The 18021-nt window shown below is 57.8% G+C and carries 18 protein-coding genes and 1 tRNA gene (1 of these 19 running past the window's edge); 5 read left to right on the top strand and 14 right to left on the bottom strand.

The genetic code is table 11. The features are described 5' to 3' along the window. The 4 genes from msrQ to ACP15F_RS14975 form a co-directional block, all read right to left on the bottom strand. Nucleotides 1-310: the start of a protein-methionine-sulfoxide reductase heme-binding subunit MsrQ gene (gene msrQ, locus ACP15F_RS14990; RefSeq protein ID WP_424941620.1), read on the bottom strand. 332 nt of this gene lie to the left of the window's left edge; only the first 310 of its 642 coding nucleotides appear in the window; the start codon lies at nucleotides 308-310; the stop codon falls past the left edge of the window. Continuing rightward, nucleotides 307-516: a GDCCVxC domain-containing (seleno)protein gene (locus tag ACP15F_RS14985; RefSeq protein ID WP_424941619.1), complete on the bottom strand. Its 210-nt coding sequence runs from the start codon at nucleotides 514-516 to the stop codon at nucleotides 307-309. Before ACP15F_RS14985 ends, msrQ begins: the two co-directional genes overlap by 4 nt. Beyond that, nucleotides 516-1424 carry a protein-methionine-sulfoxide reductase catalytic subunit MsrP gene (gene msrP, locus ACP15F_RS14980; protein ID WP_424941618.1) on the bottom strand — a complete coding sequence of 303 codons (909 nt, stop codon included), beginning with the start codon at nucleotides 1422-1424 and terminating at the stop codon, nucleotides 516-518. The genes ACP15F_RS14985 and msrP overlap by 1 nt, the downstream gene beginning before the upstream one ends. Before the next feature lie 99 nt (nucleotides 1425-1523). Next, nucleotides 1524-3014: an FMN-binding glutamate synthase family protein gene (locus tag ACP15F_RS14975; protein ID WP_424941617.1), complete on the bottom strand. Its 1491-nt coding sequence runs from the start codon at nucleotides 3012-3014 to the stop codon at nucleotides 1524-1526. A gap of 371 nt (nucleotides 3015-3385) precedes the next feature. On the opposite strand from ACP15F_RS14975, the gene ACP15F_RS14970 reads away from it, so the two are divergent. After that, nucleotides 3386-3619 carry a hypothetical protein gene (locus ACP15F_RS14970; RefSeq protein WP_424941616.1) on the top strand — a complete coding sequence of 78 codons (234 nt, stop codon included), beginning with the start codon at nucleotides 3386-3388 and terminating at the stop codon, nucleotides 3617-3619. Between the two features lie 778 nt (nucleotides 3620-4397). Here the strand turns inward: ACP15F_RS14970 and clpB are convergent. Next, nucleotides 4398-7013, bottom strand: a complete 2616-nt coding sequence (gene clpB / locus ACP15F_RS14965) for an ATP-dependent chaperone ClpB (RefSeq protein WP_424941615.1) — start codon at nucleotides 7011-7013, stop codon at nucleotides 4398-4400. Between the two features lie 178 nt (nucleotides 7014-7191). Between clpB and pyrF the strand changes: the two genes are divergently transcribed. Continuing rightward, complete coding sequence (gene pyrF / locus ACP15F_RS14960; RefSeq protein WP_424941614.1) at nucleotides 7192-7887, top strand: orotidine-5'-phosphate decarboxylase; 696 nt, start codon at nucleotides 7192-7194, stop codon at nucleotides 7885-7887. A 60-nt stretch (nucleotides 7888-7947) separates the two neighbouring features. Here pyrF and ACP15F_RS14955 read toward each other — a convergent pair whose 3' ends face one another. From ACP15F_RS14955 to ACP15F_RS14945, 3 genes are read right to left on the bottom strand one after another with little or no spacing between them, the layout of a single operon-like run. Then, the gene (locus ACP15F_RS14955; RefSeq protein ID WP_424941613.1) at nucleotides 7948-8217 is read right to left on the bottom strand and encodes an NfeD family protein; all 270 of its coding nucleotides are present in this window, start codon (nucleotides 8215-8217) and stop codon (nucleotides 7948-7950) included. Further along, on the bottom strand, nucleotides 8217-9104 hold the full coding sequence (locus tag ACP15F_RS14950; protein ID WP_424941612.1) for an SPFH domain-containing protein: 888 nt from the start codon (nucleotides 9102-9104) through the stop codon (nucleotides 8217-8219). The genes ACP15F_RS14955 and ACP15F_RS14950 overlap by 1 nt, the downstream gene beginning before the upstream one ends. A gap of 58 nt (nucleotides 9105-9162) precedes the next feature. Beyond that, entirely contained in the window at nucleotides 9163-9597 is a 435-nt protein-coding gene (locus ACP15F_RS14945) for an NUDIX hydrolase (protein ID WP_424941611.1), read from the bottom strand. A gap of 51 nt (nucleotides 9598-9648) precedes the next feature. Here ACP15F_RS14945 and ACP15F_RS14940 point away from each other — a divergent pair, with 51 nt between their 5' ends. Next, entirely contained in the window at nucleotides 9649-10902 is a 1254-nt protein-coding gene (locus tag ACP15F_RS14940) for a DNA polymerase IV (protein WP_424941610.1), read from the top strand. Between the two features lie 3 nt (nucleotides 10903-10905). Here ACP15F_RS14940 and ACP15F_RS14935 read toward each other — a convergent pair whose 3' ends face one another. Beyond that, nucleotides 10906-11766: an N-formylglutamate amidohydrolase gene (locus ACP15F_RS14935; RefSeq protein WP_424941609.1), complete on the bottom strand. Its 861-nt coding sequence runs from the start codon at nucleotides 11764-11766 to the stop codon at nucleotides 10906-10908. A gap of 154 nt (nucleotides 11767-11920) precedes the next feature. Between ACP15F_RS14935 and ACP15F_RS14930 the strand changes: the two genes are divergently transcribed. Then, nucleotides 11921-11995 (top strand) — tRNA-Val (locus ACP15F_RS14930). Between the two features lie 81 nt (nucleotides 11996-12076). Continuing rightward, on the top strand, nucleotides 12077-12202 hold the full coding sequence (gene ykgO / locus ACP15F_RS14925; RefSeq protein WP_005850168.1) for a type B 50S ribosomal protein L36: 126 nt from the start codon (nucleotides 12077-12079) through the stop codon (nucleotides 12200-12202). A 153-nt stretch (nucleotides 12203-12355) separates the two neighbouring features. Here the strand turns inward: ykgO and ACP15F_RS14920 are convergent, their stop codons facing one another. From ACP15F_RS14920 to ACP15F_RS14900, 5 genes are all read right to left on the bottom strand, one after another. After that, nucleotides 12356-13576 carry a phenylacetate--CoA ligase family protein gene (locus ACP15F_RS14920; protein WP_424941608.1) on the bottom strand — a complete coding sequence of 407 codons (1221 nt, stop codon included), beginning with the start codon at nucleotides 13574-13576 and terminating at the stop codon, nucleotides 12356-12358. 80 nt (nucleotides 13577-13656) lie between these two features. Further along, nucleotides 13657-14481 (bottom strand): ABC transporter ATP-binding protein, encoded by an 825-nt coding sequence (locus tag ACP15F_RS14915; RefSeq protein WP_424941607.1) that lies wholly within the window; start codon nucleotides 14479-14481, stop codon nucleotides 13657-13659. Between the two features lie 72 nt (nucleotides 14482-14553). After that, nucleotides 14554-15840 (bottom strand): ABC transporter substrate-binding protein, encoded by a 1287-nt coding sequence (locus ACP15F_RS14910; RefSeq protein WP_424941606.1) that lies wholly within the window; start codon nucleotides 15838-15840, stop codon nucleotides 14554-14556. Between the two features lie 104 nt (nucleotides 15841-15944). Beyond that, on the bottom strand, nucleotides 15945-17021 hold the full coding sequence (locus ACP15F_RS14905) for a branched-chain amino acid ABC transporter permease (RefSeq protein WP_424941605.1): 1077 nt from the start codon (nucleotides 17019-17021) through the stop codon (nucleotides 15945-15947). Between the two features lie 3 nt (nucleotides 17022-17024). Further along, the gene (locus tag ACP15F_RS14900; RefSeq protein ID WP_163039543.1) at nucleotides 17025-18011 is read right to left on the bottom strand and encodes a branched-chain amino acid ABC transporter permease; all 987 of its coding nucleotides are present in this window, start codon (nucleotides 18009-18011) and stop codon (nucleotides 17025-17027) included. Nucleotides 18012-18021: the final 10 nt, after the last annotated feature.

Below are 18021 nucleotides of genomic sequence, written 5' to 3'. Positions count from 1 at the left end.
GCACATCGAGAACGAGCCAGACCAGAAGATGCGCCGCGACATAGAAGAATGTCAGTACGCCGATCGCACGACGCAACCGGATCAGGTTCACACCTGTAATGGCGCGCAACGGGGTCACCGCCAAGCCAAGGATCAGCGCTTGCAGTCCCAGCTCTCCCAGCTCGTGTTCCAACGCTTTGATCGGCTCGACGCCCAGCCCCCCGGTCAGTCCCAGATAGAGATACCAAAAGGGCAACGCCGCACCGAGTGTATAGACAAGCCAGACCGGAACTTTGCGCAGGCCATGATTTAGATGGTCAGCAAGTTTCACGAACAACAGCTTTCTCCGTTTTGGATTGGTGGGCACGCGACAGTCCCATAGGAACAGAACACACAGCAATCACCGGGTTTCGGGCGTAGGACTTCGTGGCAGCCCTTACATTCGTAAAAGAACATGCAGGCATCAGAGGGCATTTCCTCGCGCGATTTATGTCCGCAAGAGGGACAGGTCAGCTCCGAGATGCTCTCGATCTGCATCAGAAGTTCTTCGCGAGGTCCATTCCGGCATACAGCCCGGCGACTTCTTCTTCATATCCGTTGAACATCAGTGTCTCCTTGCGCTTGGCAAACAGCCCGCCGCCAATGGTGCGTTCGGTCGCCTGAGACCAGCGCGGGTGACTAACCTGAGGGTTCACATTCGAATAGAAGCCGTATTCACTTGGCTGCAACATGTTCCACGAGGTTTGGGGCTGCTTGTCAGTCAGCGTGACGCGGACAATCGACTTGATCGACTTGAAGCCATATTTCCACGGCACCACCAAACGCAGCGGCGCGCCGTTCTGTTTCGGCATCGGCTGATCATAGACACCAGTGGCCATGATGGTCAGCGGGTGCATGGCTTCGTCCAAGCGCAGTCCTTCGCGATAGGGCCAGTCGACGTTCACGGTGCGGATGCCCGGCATCTCTTCTTCGCGGACCAACGTTTCGAAAGCCACGTATTTCGCACCGGACTGCACGCCAGCCATATCAAGAAGCTGGTTCAGTTCAAATCCGTACCACGGGATGACCATCGACCAGGCTTCGACACAGCGGAAACGATAGATGCGCTCTTCTTGGCTGACCTTCGCCAGAATATCTTCCAGCCCATAGCTGCCCGGCTTGTCGACCATCCCGTCAATCTGCACCGACCAAGGGTCGACAGTCAGCTGATGCGCGTGACGCGCGGGATCTTCTTTGCCGGTCCCGAACTCATAGAAGTTATTGTAGCTCGAGATTTCCTCGAACGTGTTGGGTTCAGCGTCTGTCGAGTATTTCGATGCGCCCAGCGCCGGGCCAATGGCCATCCCCGCAAACAACCCGGCGGCACCGCCCATCAGCTGGCGGCGGTTCATGTAGTCCGCCTTGGGGGTCACGTCCGAGTATTTCAGCACATTCTTATAGGCCATCACGGGCACCTCATCTTTTGATCTTATTCTGATCTAAGATGCCGGGCGCGCAAAGCCAAAGCACAATGGCTCACGTCCGCGCCATAGGATTGTAACAATTCATTCTGCGGGCGGCAGAACCGAGGGGTAGATTTCATTCATCGGAACAGATCTCCCGCTGTCCTGCATCAGCCGTACATGGCGCCGCCGCATCTGGCGGGGTTCAGCAACGCCGACGGAATGCGCGATGGTTTCGACCTCTTTCACAATGCCCTTGGCATAGCGCGCGACCTTCACGCATTTGTCCTCCGGCACAAGACCTTTCTGGAAACGCGGGTCGTGGGTGGTGATGCCCGTCGGGCACGTGTTCTTGTTGCACTTCAGCGCTTGGATGCAGCCCAGCGAGAACATGAAGCCTCGCGCTGACACGACGAAATCCGCACCAGCGCAAATCGCCCAAGCTACATCGCCGGGGTTCACCAGTTTGCCCGAGGCAATGATCCGGACACGGTCATGCAGTCCCCGTGCGTCGCGAAGGTCGACGATCTGAGGCAATGCCTCGCGGATCGGCATACCGACCAGATCCATCAGGGGCATGGGGGCAGCGCCCGTGCCGCCCTCGCCGCCATCAATAGTGATGAAATCGGGGGCAGCGTCGGCCCCACGGGCAGCGATCCGGTCAAACAGCTCTTCAAACGGTTCGATTGCGCCGACAACTGTTTTGAAGCCCACAGGTTTGCCGGTCACCTCTCTTATATGTGTCAGCATATCCAGCAGGTCGTCCCAATCGTCTACCTCGGGGTGGCGGTTCGGAGAGATCGAGGCCTCGCCCAGACGGATGCCGCGGATCTCGGCGATCTCGTCCGAGACCTTCTCGGCCGGCAAGATACCCCCCTTCCCCGGCTTCGCGCCTTGAGCCAGCTTCAGTTCGAACATCTTCACTTCGGGATGGGCCGCAGCCTCGCGCAGCTTGTCATCCGACAAGTTGCCGTCATGATCACGCACCCCGTATTTCGCGGTGCCGATCTGAAACACGACATCGCCGCCGCCTTTCAGGTGATAGGGCGACAGACCCCCTTCCCCGGTGTTCATCCAGACACCCGCCTTGGCCGTTCCGATCGACAACGCCTCGACCGCCGGGCGGGACAGCGCACCATAGCTCATGCCGGACAAGTTGAAGATCGACTTCGCCTCGAAGGGCGCGCGGGCATGCGGGCCGATGATCATCGGGGCAGTCTGGGCAAACTGATTGTCCAGCGGGGGGAAAGCTGCATTCACGAAGATCGGCGTCCCCACCACGTTCAGGTTCCGCGTCGACCCGAACGCCAATGTATTGCCGTGGCCCGCTGCCGTATGCTCAACCCAATGGCGTTGCGCCCGGTTAAAGGGCAGCTCTTCCCGGTCCATCGCAAAGAAGTACTGTCGAAAGAACTCGCCCAGGTTCGAGAACAACGCGCGAAAGCGCCCGATCACCGGATAATTCCGTCGCACCGCGTCATGGGTCTGAAAGCGATCTATTATATAAAGTATCGCGATCAACACGAGGACGACACCCACCGCGAAGATCAACACCTGAGCTAAAAGCTCGATTGCCCAGAACATCGACTGCATACCGTTCCCTCCGTTTCAGGCGCGAGTGTAGCGTCACCACGCGCAAGTGAAAGACACAGTTGCTGACTTTTATGTGCAGGTTTGCGCCCGTGAGATTCGAAACAGGTGAAATCCGCCGGTTCCGCCACGCACCGCTTTCTGGGCAAAGCACCGCCGAAATACGGATTCCACGTCGGTGGAGCCCCGCCTTCCCCGACCCAGTGCCCTTGCATGACCCTTTCTTCGCCTATGAGTAGACGCGAATCTCGCAATGCTCTGCTGATTTCAGCCCACTCCCGCATTTGGCCCTGCACGGCCCCAGCCACCGTGTTTCTCTGCCTCTGCGTTCATTCAGACGCACAACGAATTACTCAAAACTCACGGAGCTAAATATGAAACTCGCAACTCTGACCAGCGCCATCGTCCTGACCGCAGCAACCGCCGCCTTCGCTGAAGGCTTGGACGCAGACGGTGACGGCGTGGTGACGATTGATGAAACCGTTGCCATGTACCCGGACGTCACACCCGAGGCATTCTCGACCGCAGATGCCAACGATGACGGCGTGCTGGACGCAGACGAACTGGCCGCCGCGCAAGAAGCTGGCCTGATCCCCAGCGAAGCCTAATTCCCCGCCCACCACTCACAAAAGAAAGCGCCCGCCGGTGAAGATCGGCGGGCGTGTTTTGTTGGGGTGCCAGTGAACAAAGGTTGGATAACACCGCGACACTATGGGAACTTTTCCCAAGCCTACAAAAAGTTTGCAAACAAAGCTGCCGTTCAAAGTGCTAGATCAAATAATCGCATTGAAAGAATTTTTGCAGCTGAGAACAGGCAGTCCAATAACATCAAGACTGCTCTAAGGCAGTCAAGGCTCCTGAGAGCCGATCGAATCGAGCCGAAATATCTTCCTCTTTTATGTCCGCCATTCTTGTACGCCCAATCATCAAACCTGCGCAGATGAAGTACCAACGGAAGAACCAAGGCGCGATTATTGCCAAGCATACTATTCCTAGAACCATACAAATAATGGCCCCGAGGATCCCTGCCTTCTCGAGAAGAATGAAGAGAAGTATACCCAGCAGAAACATTGGCAAGACGAGCCAAACACATAGAGTCGCGACTGCGAACAGGGCGAACAAAGGTGCCTTTCTTGCTGCCTTGAGTGCCCACGCTTCATGCCGAGTGAACTGTAGCTTACTCCGAATGTAGAGACTCTCAGGATAGGATGCGTGATGTTTCCCAGGCGTGCTCAATTCCATTCTCCAACCACGGTTTTCTTTGTGCATCCGCTGAATAGCAACCATCTGACACAAAAGTAGCATCTGGGAATCTGGGTTCGAAGCCGTCATTTCACCGAAACAGAAAGAGCCCGCCACAAAAGCGGGCTCTTGTTCTTCTTAGGTTTAATGCACCACCGCATCCTCAGGCGGCTGCCGGTTCGAGCTCGACACCCGATCCCCGACCAACAACCCGTCGGCGCCGGCACTCACAGTGATCGTGTCACCATCCATCACGTCGCCCGCCAGAAGCATCTCGGCCAGTTGGTTCTGCAAGGCCCGCTGGATCACGCGTTTCAAGGGGCGCGCGCCGAAGACCGGATCATAGCCCTCGTCCGCCAGCCACTTCATTGCTGCTTCGTCCAGCTCAAGCGAGATGTTGCGGCGGCCAAGGCGTTTGGTCAGGCGACCCAGTTGGATTTCGACGATGCCGTCCATGTCTTCACGGGTCAGGCGATCGAAGATGATCGTCTCGTCCAGACGGTTCAGGAACTCGGGGCGGAAGTGTGCCCGCACCGCGTCCATCACGTCACGCTTCGCGTCCGAGGCATCGGCCCCGTCCGGCAGCTGGCTCAGCGCCTGCGCGCCAAGGTTCGATGTCAGGATGATCAGCGTCTGCTTGAAGTCCACAGTACGGCCCTGCCCGTCGGTCAGAACACCATCGTCCAGAACCTGCAACAGCACGTTGAACACGTCCGGGTGCGCTTTCTCGACCTCGTCGAACAGCACGACCTGATAGGGTCGACGCCGCACGGCTTCGGTCAGCACACCGCCTTCGTCATAGCCGACATAACCCGGAGGCGCGCCGATCAGACGAGCGACCGCGTGTTTCTCCATGAACTCGGACATGTCGATGCGCACCATGGCGCTGTCGTCGTCGAACAGGAAGTCTGCCACGGCTTTGGTCAGCTCGGTTTTACCCACGCCGGTCGGGCCGAGGAACAGGAACGAGCCCAGCGGTCGGTTCTCGTCATTCAGACCAGCACGCGCGCGGCGCACGGCGTTGGACAGCGCGGTCACAGCCGACGTCTGGCCAATCACCCGACGACCCAGATCCTCTTCCATGCGCAGAAGCTTTTCACGTTCGCCTTCCAGCATTTTCGAGGTCGGAATACCCGTCCAGCGTTCGACCACCGATGCGATCTGTTCCGGACGCACGGCTTCCTCGACCATCATCTCGGCCTCGGCGCCTTCGGCTTCTTCCAGCTTCTTCTCAAGCTCTGGAATGACGCCGTAGGACAGCTCGCCTGCTTTCGCCAGATTGCCTTCGCGTTTGGCAGCATCCAGTTCGGCACGGGCACGGTCCAGTTGCTCTTTCAGATCACGCGCACCTTCCAGTTTGTCGCGTTCGGACTGCCATTTCGCAGTCAGACTGGAAGATTTCTCGTTAAGGTCCGACAGTTCGGCCTCGAGCTTCTGAAGCCGGTCCTTCGACGCTTTGTCATCCTCGACGCGCAGCGCCTCGGCCTCGATCTGCATTTGCAGGATCTGACGGTCCAGCGCATCCAGCTCTTCTGGCTTCGAATCCACTTCCATACGCAGACGGCTAGCGGCTTCATCCACAAGGTCGATCGCCTTATCCGGCAGGAACCGGTCGGTGATATAGCGGTGCGACAGGGTCGAGGCCGCCACCAAAGCGCTGTCCGAAATCCGCACGCCGTGGTGCAGCTCGTACTTTTCCTTGATGCCCCGCAGGATCGAGATCGTATCCTCGACCGTCGGCTCTTCGACCATCACAGGCTGGAAACGACGGGCAAGTGCTGCGTCTTTTTCCACATACTTGCGGTATTCATCCAGCGTGGTTGCACCCACACAGTGCAATTCACCCCGTGCAAGCGCAGGCTTAATCAGGTTGGCGGCATCCATCGCGCCATCCGATTTACCCGCACCGACCAGCGTGTGCATTTCGTCGATGAACAGGATGATTTCACCAGCGGCATCGGTGACCTCGTTCAGAACGGCCTTCAGGCGCTCTTCGAACTCGCCACGATATTTCGCGCCAGCGATCAAAGCCCCCATATCCAAAGCCATCAGCTTTTTGTTGCGCAGGCTTTCGGGCACATCACCGTTGATAATGCGCAGGGCTAAACCCTCGGCAATCGCGGTCTTACCCACGCCGGGTTCACCGATCAGAACCGGGTTGTTCTTAGTGCGGCGCGACAGCACCTGCATCGTGCGGCGAATTTCTTCGTCACGTCCGATGATCGGGTCAATTTTGCCCTCTGCCGCTGCCACAGTCAGATCGCGCGCGTATTTCGACAGCGCTTCATAGCTATCTTCCGCGCTGGCGCTGTCCGCCGTACGTCCCTGACGAATTTGGTTAATGGCCGCGTTCAGCTTCATGGCATCCACAGCGCCCGCATCCAGCGCTTCACGCGCGCCGGATCTTACGACAGCCAAAGCCGTCAGCAGACGTTCAACCGGCACAAAGCTGTCACCAGCCTTCTTGGCCAGTTTCTGCGCTTCATCAATCACGCTGGCCGTCTTGTTATCCATATAGACCTGAGCCCCATCGCCTGTCACTTTGGACAGCTTGCCAACGGCCGCATCCACAGCCGCGCGCACGCGATCTGGCGCGCCGCCTGCTTTGGTGATCAGGTTGGCGCTCATGCCCTCTTCATCATCCATGAGGGCTTTCAGCAAATGTTCGGGAACCAGTCTCTGGTGGTTTTCGCGCATGGCGATGGTCTGTGCAGCCTGAATGAAGCCGCGTGACCGTTCAGTGAACTTCGACAAATCCATGTCACTCTCCTTTTCAAGCGCCCTTTCGGTCAGATGCCCGCCCTTGCAGCACATCTTATTGGGCCTCGGGATTAATTTGGGGTTTTCGGGGGGATATTCAAGACGATCATGCGCGACAGATTTGCGTTTTTCGCCGCATAGGCGTAGGAACTCGCGAACCGGAACGGAGACCCCAGACATGACCGATGATCGTTTGATTGTAGCCCTCGATGTGCCTAACGCGCTGGAAGGGTTGAAACTGGCCGAAACACTTGGCGATGCCGTGAATTTCTACAAGATCGGGCTGGGGATGCTGACCGGTGGCGGACTTGCTTTGGCGAACGAGCTGAAAGACGAGTTCGGCAAGAAGATCTTTCTGGACATGAAGCTTTTTGACATCGGAAACACGGTCGAGGCCGCAGTGCGCGGTTTGGCACAGTTCGATCTGGATTTCCTGACCGTCCACGGCGACCCGCATGTGGTGCGCGCCGCTGCCGAAGGCAAAGGTGGCAAGGATATGAAGATCCTGGCCGTGACCATCCTGACCTCGCTGGATCGCTCGGATCTGGATGCGGGCTTGATCAAACCGGGTGACGTGCAGGATCTGGTGTTGGAACGCGCCGCCCGCGCGATGGAAGCCGGTGCCGATGGCGTCATCGCCTCGCCGCAAGAGGCCAAGCTGATCCGCGCCCTGCCCGAGGCCGAAGGTAAACTGATCGTCACCCCCGGTGTGCGCCCCTCTGGTGCTGCTCTGGGCGACCAGAAGCGCGTGGCGACGCCCGCGCAGGCCATCAAGGACGGTGCCGATCACATCGTTGTGGGTCGCCCGATCCGAAACGCCCCCGACCCGCGCGCCGCAGCCCAAGCGGTGCTGGCGGAACTGGCAGCGATCTAAAAAACAAAACACCCCGCTCTGAACAGAGCGGGGTGTTTTCGTTTCGAAAGCGGTCGGGCCTTACAGCTCGTTGATGTCCGTGTCCCATTTCTTGGTCTGCCCCTTGCGCACTCCGAAAGCCATGCGCAGACCCAGCCAAGATGCCAGCGACACCGCGCCGAAGATCACCAGAAGGATCGGCAGACTTAGACTAGCGCCGAGGGCCAGCAGTACCCCAACAGCTGTTGCGCCAATCGCGAAGCCAAGGAAGATATAGCCCGGCGCGAGGATTTCGAGGATGACTAGCGCGATCGCCCCACCGATCCACGCCCACCAGACTGACCAAAGCATCACGCTTTTCCTTTCAACATTTTAAACGCATCACCAAAAGCATCCAGCGCATTGGCGGGCAGAATTACCGTCTGCTTGCCTTCGCCAGCACCTACGGCGGTCAGGGCTTCGACCTGCTTCAGGGCAACCTGATATTGCGCGGCCTCGATACCGTTTTCCTTGATCGCCTTTGCCACGACCTCGGTCGCATAGGCTTCGGCGTCGGCGGACACACGACGGGCTTCGGCCTCTTTCTGAGCGGCGTAAAGCTCGGCGTCGGCCTGAAGCTCGACCGCGCGGCGGGTACCTTCGGCTTCTGTCACCTGAGCACGGCGGGCACGTTCAGCGTTCAACTGCTGCAACATTGCCTCGCGGGTGGCCGCATCAAGGTTCACGTCCAGGATCTCGGCGCGGGTCACTTCGATACCCCAGTCATCCACGGCATCTGCAACCTGCTGTTTGATCTGCGAGATCAGTTGCTGACGGTTCGACTGAACTTCGTCCAGCTCCATCTCGCCAATACCGGCACGCACGATACCTGCAACAGTCGTCGCAATCGCGGCGTCGACGTCGCGGATTCGATACACAGTCTTTTCCGGCTCAAGAATGCGGTAAAACACGCTGGTTTCCACCTGAACCAACACGTTGTCCGAAGTGATCGCGTCCTGACTGGCCGTCGGAAGCTGACGCTCTAGGATCGATACCTTGTGGCGCACACGATCCAGAAACGGCACGATAAAGTTGATGCCCGGCCCAAGGACCGACTGCAAACGGCCGAAACGCTCGACCACATATTTTTCACTTTGCGGAACGATCTTTACGCCCCGTAGAACTGTAATAATTAGGAATGCGGCCAGCAGAAGCAGTACAATGTTGCCGCCGCCAATACCGATAAGAATTTCATCCATTAAGATGGCCTTTCACTGTCCACGATTGGTTGATAGATGGGGATGAAATGCCCGAATTTCAACTGCTAATGCGCGAAAGCGCAGCCAAACCGGCCTGAACGCGGGGCTTGAAATAAGCGATAGCACGTGGATCAGACAGCCATTCTTCGGGCGCAAACAACCGCCAACATTGACCCTCGTCCCCAAGCTGGATTTGCGTCTCAACACCACCCTGCAATTGCGCCCCGAACCACCACGAATAGGTGCCCGAAACATGGGGGCTTTCAAAGCGCTGCTTCCAAACCAGTTGATCCGGCAAGATCGCCAACGAGAGCTCCTCGAACGTCTCACGCAGCACGCAGTCTTCAGGCGTTTCCCCCGGCTCTGGCCCGCCGCCGGGCATATCCCACATATCGGGAAACGGGATGTCAGGGCGATCATCTCGCAGGATCGTCACAAGCTGCCCGCCGATCAGCAGAACCAGTTTCGCACCGATGAAGTCGTCTTGGGTCATGGCCACAGACTAGGTCTGTTCCCCACCCGTCGCATCCGCTAATTTCACGCTATGCCGTCCTTGTGTCGAAAATGCCTGACCCAGTTTGAAACGGGCCGCCGCTGCCCGTCCTGCAACAGCCCCCGTGTTCTGTCGCATCCCGAGCTGTTTGATCTGAGCATCGCACATATGGATTGCGATGCTTTCTATGCCTCGGTCGAAAAGCGCGACAACCCTGACTTGGCGGATAAACCGGTGATCATTGGCGGTGGCAAGCGTGGCGTGGTGTCCACGGCCTGTTATGTGGCCCGCATTCGCGGCGTGCGATCGGCCATGCCGATGTTTCAGGCGCTGAAACTGTGCCCCGATGCCGTGGTGATCCGCCCGCGCGGCAGCCATTATGCGGCTGTCTCAAAACAGATCCGCGCGTTGATGGACGAACTGACCCCTGCGATCGAACCCCTATCGCTGGACGAAGCGTTTCTGGACATGACGGGCACAGCGCAACTGCACGGTGTCCCACCTGCCGTGATGCTGGCGCGTCTGGTCAACCGGATGGAGGACGAGCTGGGTCTGACCGGCTCCATCGGCCTCAGCCACAACAAGTTTCTGGCAAAGGTCGCGTCTGATCTGGATAAGCCACGAGGCTTTTCCGTGATCGGCAAGGCCGAGACGATGGACTTCCTGCGCGACAAACCCGTGGGCCTGATCTGGGGCGTTGGTGGCGTCAGTCAGGCGCAGTTGGACAAAGCAGGCGTCCACACCTTCGAAGACCTGTTGCGCTGGGACAAGGAAGACCTTGTGGCCCGCTTCGGGGGCATGGGGGAACGGCTGTGGCATCTGGCCCGGGGGCAAGACAAACGGCGCGTCTCGGCCAATGCACCGATCAAGTCAATTTCGAACGAAACCACGTTTTTCGAGGACACGTCCAATCCTGACCTTCTGGACGGCCACCTGTGGCGTCTTGCCGAAAATGTCTCGGACCGGGCAAAGGCACGCGACATGGCGGGGCAGGTTGTGACCCTGAAGCTGAAACGCGCGGATTTCCGGGCACTCAGTCGGCAGAGCAATCTGGGGGACATGACCCAATCTGCGGATCGCATCTATCGCACCGCGCGGGCATTGTTGGACACAGTGCTGGACAAGGGACCATTTCGCTTGATCGGCGTCGGTCTCAACCATATCGGCCCAGCGATCCAAACCGACGTGACACAAGACTTGCTGGATCCGAACGCTGAACAAAGGCGTCAGGCAGAAAAGGCTACGGATAAGATCCGTGCTCGTTTCGGCAAAGATGCCATCAAGAAAGGGCGTGGACTTCGCTAGCGTCTATTCTGCGGCAAGCGCCGTATCAACGCGACCGATATCGGCAATCTGTGCGATGACTGCACGCAGGCGTTGCTGAATCTCAGTGAACCGATAGTTCGGCGTGATCGACGCCTCGTCCATATAGAGCGAACGATCAATCTCGATCTGCACCACATGCCGCCCCGCCTGGGGGCGTCCATAGTGCTGAGCCATGAATGCACCCGCAAAAGGCATGTTACGCGCCGTGCGAAACCCGGCACCCTGAAAGACGGACTCGACCGCATCAACAATCTCGGTCCCGGCCGAGGCACCGAACCTGTCCCCTAAGACGATCTCAGGTGTATCTCCGCCCGAACGGCGCGACGTCGCCAAAGCCTCGTGCGGCATTGAGTGGCAATCCAACAAGATCGCCTGCCCGTGCTGCATCAGGCTTTCATCCATCAGTTTCCGAAGCATGTTGTGATAGGGATGCCAGTGGGTGCTCAGACGTTTTTGCGCCGCGCCCAAAGTCATCTTCCCACGATAGATCGCCCGCCCGCCGGCAACAACGCGTGGTATAACCCCAAGGCCTGAAGATATGCGTGGGTTCAATGTTGCGCGACGCAATCCGGCAATCAGCGCTGGATCCAGCTCGTCTGCGCCGCGGTTCAAATCCACATAGGCGCGCGGTGTATTGGCGCACAGAAACGGAGCGCCACATTCCGTCGCAAAGGAATAGAGCCTATCCACATAGGCATCTTCCGACGACCGGATCGTACGTTCATCCAGAACCGTTTCCTTCAGGAACGCCGCATCATAATGGCACCCGCTATGAGGCGACGCGAAAACGACGCTCGTGTCCCGGAACCGTGGATGATACAACGAAAATGTCTGATCGCGCATCTTTGCCTCCTGGGTCCTTTATAAAGTAAAAAACTCTTGCCAAAAGCCCTTGCGCGTGGCCCCGACTCCTTTTATAGCAACGCGAACTGGCGCGGGCTTTCCCGCGTCGTATCGTTTGGATCGGCCTGAAAAGGCTGTTTCGGCAGAGATTTTAGGGCGATTAGCTCAGCGGTAGAGCACTTCGTTGACATCGAAGGGGTCACTGGTTCGATCCCAGTATCGCCCACCATGAACCGCCAGATGACCGAAAGGTCAGAAGGTAAACTGAAGCCTAGGCGCAACCGCAGCGCCGCGTAGAAGGAGAAGGACCATGAAAGTTCGCAACTCGCTCCGCTCGCTGAAAAACCGTCACCGCGATTGCCGTGTCGTGCGCCGTAAAGGCCGCGTATACGTCATCAACAAGACGCAGCGCCGGTTCAAAGCCCGTCAGGGCTAATCGCTTCAGCAGCGTTACAGAAAAAGCCGCCCTCTGGGCGGCTTTTTTGTGTTTGGTGCTTGGTTTCAAAGCCATCTCTGGCAAACCACCCCCCTAAAACAGAAAGGGCCGGGTTTCCCCAGCCCCATCCGGGAGGAAGCCAACTAAAATGGCTCAGTCGTAGACGCGCTGGTCATCGATAACGATGCCATCGTTGGGCAAGCTGCCCGGCGCGACCAATTCGATCTTACCCTTCAACTTCAGCGTATCCGCAACAGACTTGGCATAAGCATCAGCGTTGCCGCCGTCAGCCTCGACCTGGACGGTCATCGCGTCCATCTCGCCTTCACGAGTGGCAATGACGCGGGCCTTCGCGATCTCGGCGTGCTTGGAGACGAAATCTGCGACCTGCTCGGGACGGACAAACATGCCCTTGATCTTGGCGGTCTGGTCCGCACGGCCCATCCAGCCCTTAATGCGCATGTTGGTCCGGCCACAGGGGCTAACGCCCGACAGCACAGCCGACAGATCGCCGGTTGCGAAACGGATCAGCGGATAGTCGGGGTTCAACGAGGTCACGACGACCTCGCCCACTTCGCCCGGAGCAACGGGATCACCGGTGCCGGGACGAACGATCTCGACGATCACGCCTTCGTCCACGATCATACCTTCCATCGCATCGCTTTCATAAGCAACGTTGCCCAGATCGGCAGTCGCATAGCTTTGCAGACAGGTAATGCCACGGTCGGCGTATTCCTGACGCAGGCTGGGGAACAATGCCCCGCCACCCACAGCAGCTTTGGTGATTTTCAGTTTCACGCCATCCGCATCTGCACGATCCAGAATGATCTTCAGATAGTCGGGCGTTCCAGCATAGGCCGTCGTACCGATATCGGCAGCGGCGCGCACCTGAAGCTCGGTCTGGCCGACGCCAGCGGGAATAACCGCAGCGCCAACGGCGCGTGCACCGTTTTCAAAGATCATGCCAGCGGGCGTCAGGTGATACCCAAAGCAGTTCTGAACGATGTCACCCTTGCCGATGCCACAGGCATTCAGGAAACGCCCCATGCGCCACCAGTCATGACCTACACCACCGGGTTCGTAGATCGGGCCAGGGCTTTGGAAGATATGCGCGAACTCATGCGTCGGCAGACCTCCGAACCCACCCAGAGGGCCATCCGCAGCCTGAGCTTTGCCGATCTCGGATTTGCGCAGAACCGGTAGCTTTGCCAGCGCTTCGGCCGAGGTGACGCTTGCCGCGTCAGCATCTGCCAGAAGGTTAGCATAACCGGACAGTGCCTTGGCGCGGGCGATCTGCTCGGGCAGAGCGGCCGCCAAACCAGCGGCGCGTTCATCTTCCGAACGTGTCTCGAGCGCATCAAAATAGTTGGACATGAGCAAAACCTCTGTCTGCGCCGACCAAGATCGGCGGTTTAATCATGAAAAATTTGGGTCGCCGTGGAAGGCAGGCCAGATTAGGCCAGCCAACGCTTACGGCGGCGATACGAGCGCACGTCGCGGAAGCTCTTACGACCTTCATCTGACATACCCAGGTAGAATTCTTTAACGTCAGGGTTCTCGCGCAGTTCAGCAGCGGGGCCGTCCATCACGATGCGGCCATTTTCCAGAATATAACCATAGTGGGCGTATTTCAGCGCCACGTTGGTGTTCTGTTCGGCCAGCAGGAACGTGGTGCCCTGCTCTTCGTTCAGGCGCTTCACGATCTGGAAGATCTGCTCCACAAGCTGCGGGGCCAGACCCATCGACGGTTCGTCCAGCAGGATCATCTCGGGGCGCGACATCATTGCGCGACCCATGGCAACCATCTGCTGCTCACCACCCGAGGTATAGCCAGCCTGCGACTTGCGACGTTCGGCCAAGCGCGGGAAGTACTCATAGACCATTTCCAGGTCTTTCGCGACCGCGGCACGGCCATCGGTGCGGGTGTAGGCACCGGTCAGAAGGTTTTCTTCCACGGTCAAGTGTTCAAAGCAGTGACGGCCTTCCATCACCTGAATGACACCACGTTTCACCAATGCGGCCGGGTTCAGTTCGGCGATGTTTTCGCCCATGTGGTCGATCGTGCCCTTGGTCACTTCACCACGCTCTGCTTGAAGCAGGTTCGAAATGGCCTTGAGGGTCGTTGTTTTTCCTGCGCCGTTACCACCAAGAAGTGCGGTGATACCGCCCTTGGGAACAGACAGGCTTACGCCTTTCAGCACGAGGATCACGTGATTGTAGATGACCTCGATATTGTTGACCTCAAGCAGGGTCTCTTCGGTCTTTTCAGCGTCCAGCATATCAGGTCGTCCTGTTCGTAGTCGTTTCAAAGGGGTCGTCCGGGCCCGAAGGCCCGGACGCGTGCCGGTGTATTAGTTACACTGCGGCTCGATTTTGTTCTCAGCAGCGTAGGCAGCCGAGTCAGCGTCGATCAGCGGCTGGATGACATCCATGTCCGATCCCGAGAAGTCGGTGATCAGCGACCACTTTCCGGCGGCTGCATCCCACTGCTGGATAGCAGCAGTACCCGGACCACCGTGGTTCTCACAGCTGATCTTAAACTCCGGACCAAAGCCTTCCAGGCCCAGTTCGGCCATACGTGCATTGGTGATTTCCAGCTGCTCCAGACCGTCACGCATCTGTGCCGAGGTGATGTCTGTAACACCGTGGATTTCCTGAGCCTTCTTCGCGGCTTCAGCCAGCATCATCGCAGCGTAAACACCACGGTTGTAGATAACGGTACCAACGTTGGAGCCGTCGCCAGCTGCTTTACCAGCGTCTACAACATATTTCTGCAGGTCACCAAAGACCGGATAGTCCGAACCAACACCGTGGAAGGTCACAGCCTTATAACCGGTAGCTTTGTCGCCAGCAGGCTTCACGTCATGCTCGGCACCGGACCACCATACGCCGATGAAGTTTTCCATCGGGAAACGGATGTTTGCGGCTTCCTGAATGGCAACCTGGTTCATCACGCCCCAGCCCCAGAACAGAACATAGTCAGGCTTTTCGCGGCGGATCTGCAGCCACTGTGCCTTCTGTTCCTGACCCGGATAGTCAACCGGAATGGTCGAGAATTCAAAACCGTGCTTTTCGCCCAGCTTGGTCAGCGTCGGGATCGGCTCTTTACCGTAAGCGCCGTTGAAGTGCAGCAGAACAACTTTCTTGCCGTTCAGGTCGCCACCATTCAGATCCAGAATGTGGTTCACAGCAGCCGAAGCGCCGTTCCAGTAGTTGGCCGGGAAGTTGAACACGTGGCTGAACACGTTGCCGTTTGCAGCCGAGGTACGACCGTAACCGGGGGTGTACAGCGGAATGTTGTCAGCAGTCGCTTTGGGGATCAGCTGATAGGTGATACCGGTCGACAGCGGGTTATAGGCCAGAGCGCCTTCGCCTTTGGTGGCTTCGTAGCATTCCACACCTTTTTCGGTGTTATAGGCAGTCTCACATTCCGGAGTCTGAACAGCTACACCGCCGATACCGCCGTCACGTTCGTTCAGCAGGGTCATGTAGTCGGCGAAACCGTCAGCGTAAGGAATACCACCCGCAGCGAACGGACCAGTCCGATAGCTGAGCGATGGGAATACCAGATCCGCCATTACCGGCGAGGCTACCATCAGTGCGGCTACAGACGCCGCGGCAACACGTTTAAAAGTCATTTGCTTCCTCCCTAGATTAGCAAAATATTGTGCCCTTATGGACAGCATTGCATTTGGACACCCGACCGCTCCTCATGGCCGGATGCCCGGATCTTATTGCCCGCTTAGTGCGGGAAGGGCCACAGACGCAGCTTCTCTTTTGTGAGACGCCACAGTTGGGCCAAACCATGGGGTTCGAGGATCAGGAAGATCACGATCAAACCACCAACGATGATGAATTCCAGTTCGGCAGCGATCTCGGTGGGCCAACCTAGCGTACCAACCAGAACGTTCTTCAAGAGAACCGGCATCAGAACCATGAAGGCAGCGCCTGCAAAGGATCCGAAGATCGAGCCCAGGCCGCCAATGATGATCATGAAGAGCACCAGGAACGACTTGGTAATACCGAAGCTTTCACCAGCTTCTGCAGCGCCCAGATAGACGGCGAAGAACAGAGCACCGGCAATACCTACAAAGAAGGACGAGACAGCGAAGGCCGACATCTTGGCCATCAGCGGGTTCACCCCGATGATCTCGGCTGCGATGTCCATGTCGCGGATGCCCATCCACTTACGGCCGGTCATGCCGCGTGTCAGGTTGCGTGCGACCCAAGCAACTCCCACCAGGAATACCAGGCAGATCATGTATTTTGCCCAGGCTTCGGTATTGGGGCCAGTTACGATCACGCCGAACACAGTACGTTCAGGTGCGTTGATCTGACCCGAGGCCGAGTAGTTGTAGAACCACGCCACCTTGTTGAACAGCCACACCAGGAAGAACTGAGCGGCCAAGGTCGCAACCGCAAGGTAGAACCCTTTGATGCGCAGCGACGGCAGACCGAAGGCCACACCCACGGCGGCGGTGATGCCACCAGCGATCAACACGTGGAACACGATGTTGATGTCCGGGAAGGCAACCATCAGCTTATAGCAGGCGTAAGCCCCTACAGCCATGAAACCACCCGTACCCAGCGATACCTGACCGGCATAGCCCGTCAGAATGTTCAGCCCCAGCGCCGCAATGGCGTAGATGAAGAACGGAGCAAAGATCGAGTTCACCCAGTAGTCGTTCACAAAGAACGGGATCACACAGAATGCGACGAACAGGGCAATCCAGTATCCAGCCCGGTCAAGGCGGATCGGAAAGGTCTGGTTGTCGTCGCGGTAGGACGTTTTGAAATCACCAGCTTCGCGGTAAAACATTAATCAGACCCTTTCGATGATTTTCTCACCAAACAGCCCCTGCGGGCGGAAGATGAGGAAGACAAGTGCCAGCACATAGGCGAACCAAGCTTGGGTTGCGCCGCCCACAAGGGGACCGATGGCAAATTCGAACAGCTGCTCGCCCACACCGATGATCAGACCGCCAATGATGGCGCCCGGGATCGAGGTGAAGCCACCCAGCATCAGAACCGGAAGTGCTTTCAGTGCAACTTCAGCCAGCGAGATCTGAACGCCCGACTTCGAGCCCCACATGATCCCGGCGACAAGAGCCACAAAGCCAGCAATCGACCAGACTAGAACCCAGATGAAGCGCAGCGAGATACCGACCGACAGAGCTGCCGAGTGATCGTCCGCCACAGCCCGCAGAGCGCGGCCTTGCTTGGTGTATTGCGAGAACAGAACCAGCGCGGTCACCAGAAGGGCAGCTACGATCGCGGCGACGATATCGAGGTTATCAATAAAGAAGCCATAGCCGAACCAGTTATACGTGGTCGTATCAATTGTTTCGTTGATACCCTGCGCCAGACCTACGTCCAGCTTCATCACTTCCGAGCCCCACATCAGCGGCGCGAAGCCGTGCATGAAGTACCACATGCCGATTGTGGCCATGAACAGAATGATGTCAGGCTGACCGATCAGGTGTTGAAGGATGTATTTCTCGATGATCCAAGCGACAAACACCATGGCGGCACCCGCCACAATGATCGCCAAAATCGTCGGCACGGTCCATCCGAAGTGGTGGATTTTAGTCCCGAAAATCGTGTTGATAAGGTGCGCGAAGGGGATTTGCCCCGTCTGAACACCCACCAGGGTCATGGCGGCGAACACCACCAGCATACCCTGGGCAAAGTTAAAGATACCGGACGCCTTGAAGATCAAGACAAAGCCCAGCGCGACAAGTGCGTAAAGCACCCCGGCCATCAGGCCGTTCAGGGTAACTTCCATCGCAAAGAGTAGTTGTTCAGGCATAGTCTCCCCC

It is taken from the genome of Aliiroseovarius sp. S253, from assembly GCF_049800855.1.
GTDB lineage: Bacteria > Pseudomonadota > Alphaproteobacteria > Rhodobacterales > Rhodobacteraceae > Aliiroseovarius.
The sequence above is the reverse complement of the archived record's forward strand: the minus strand, read 5'-3'. Positions and strand labels throughout refer to the sequence as shown.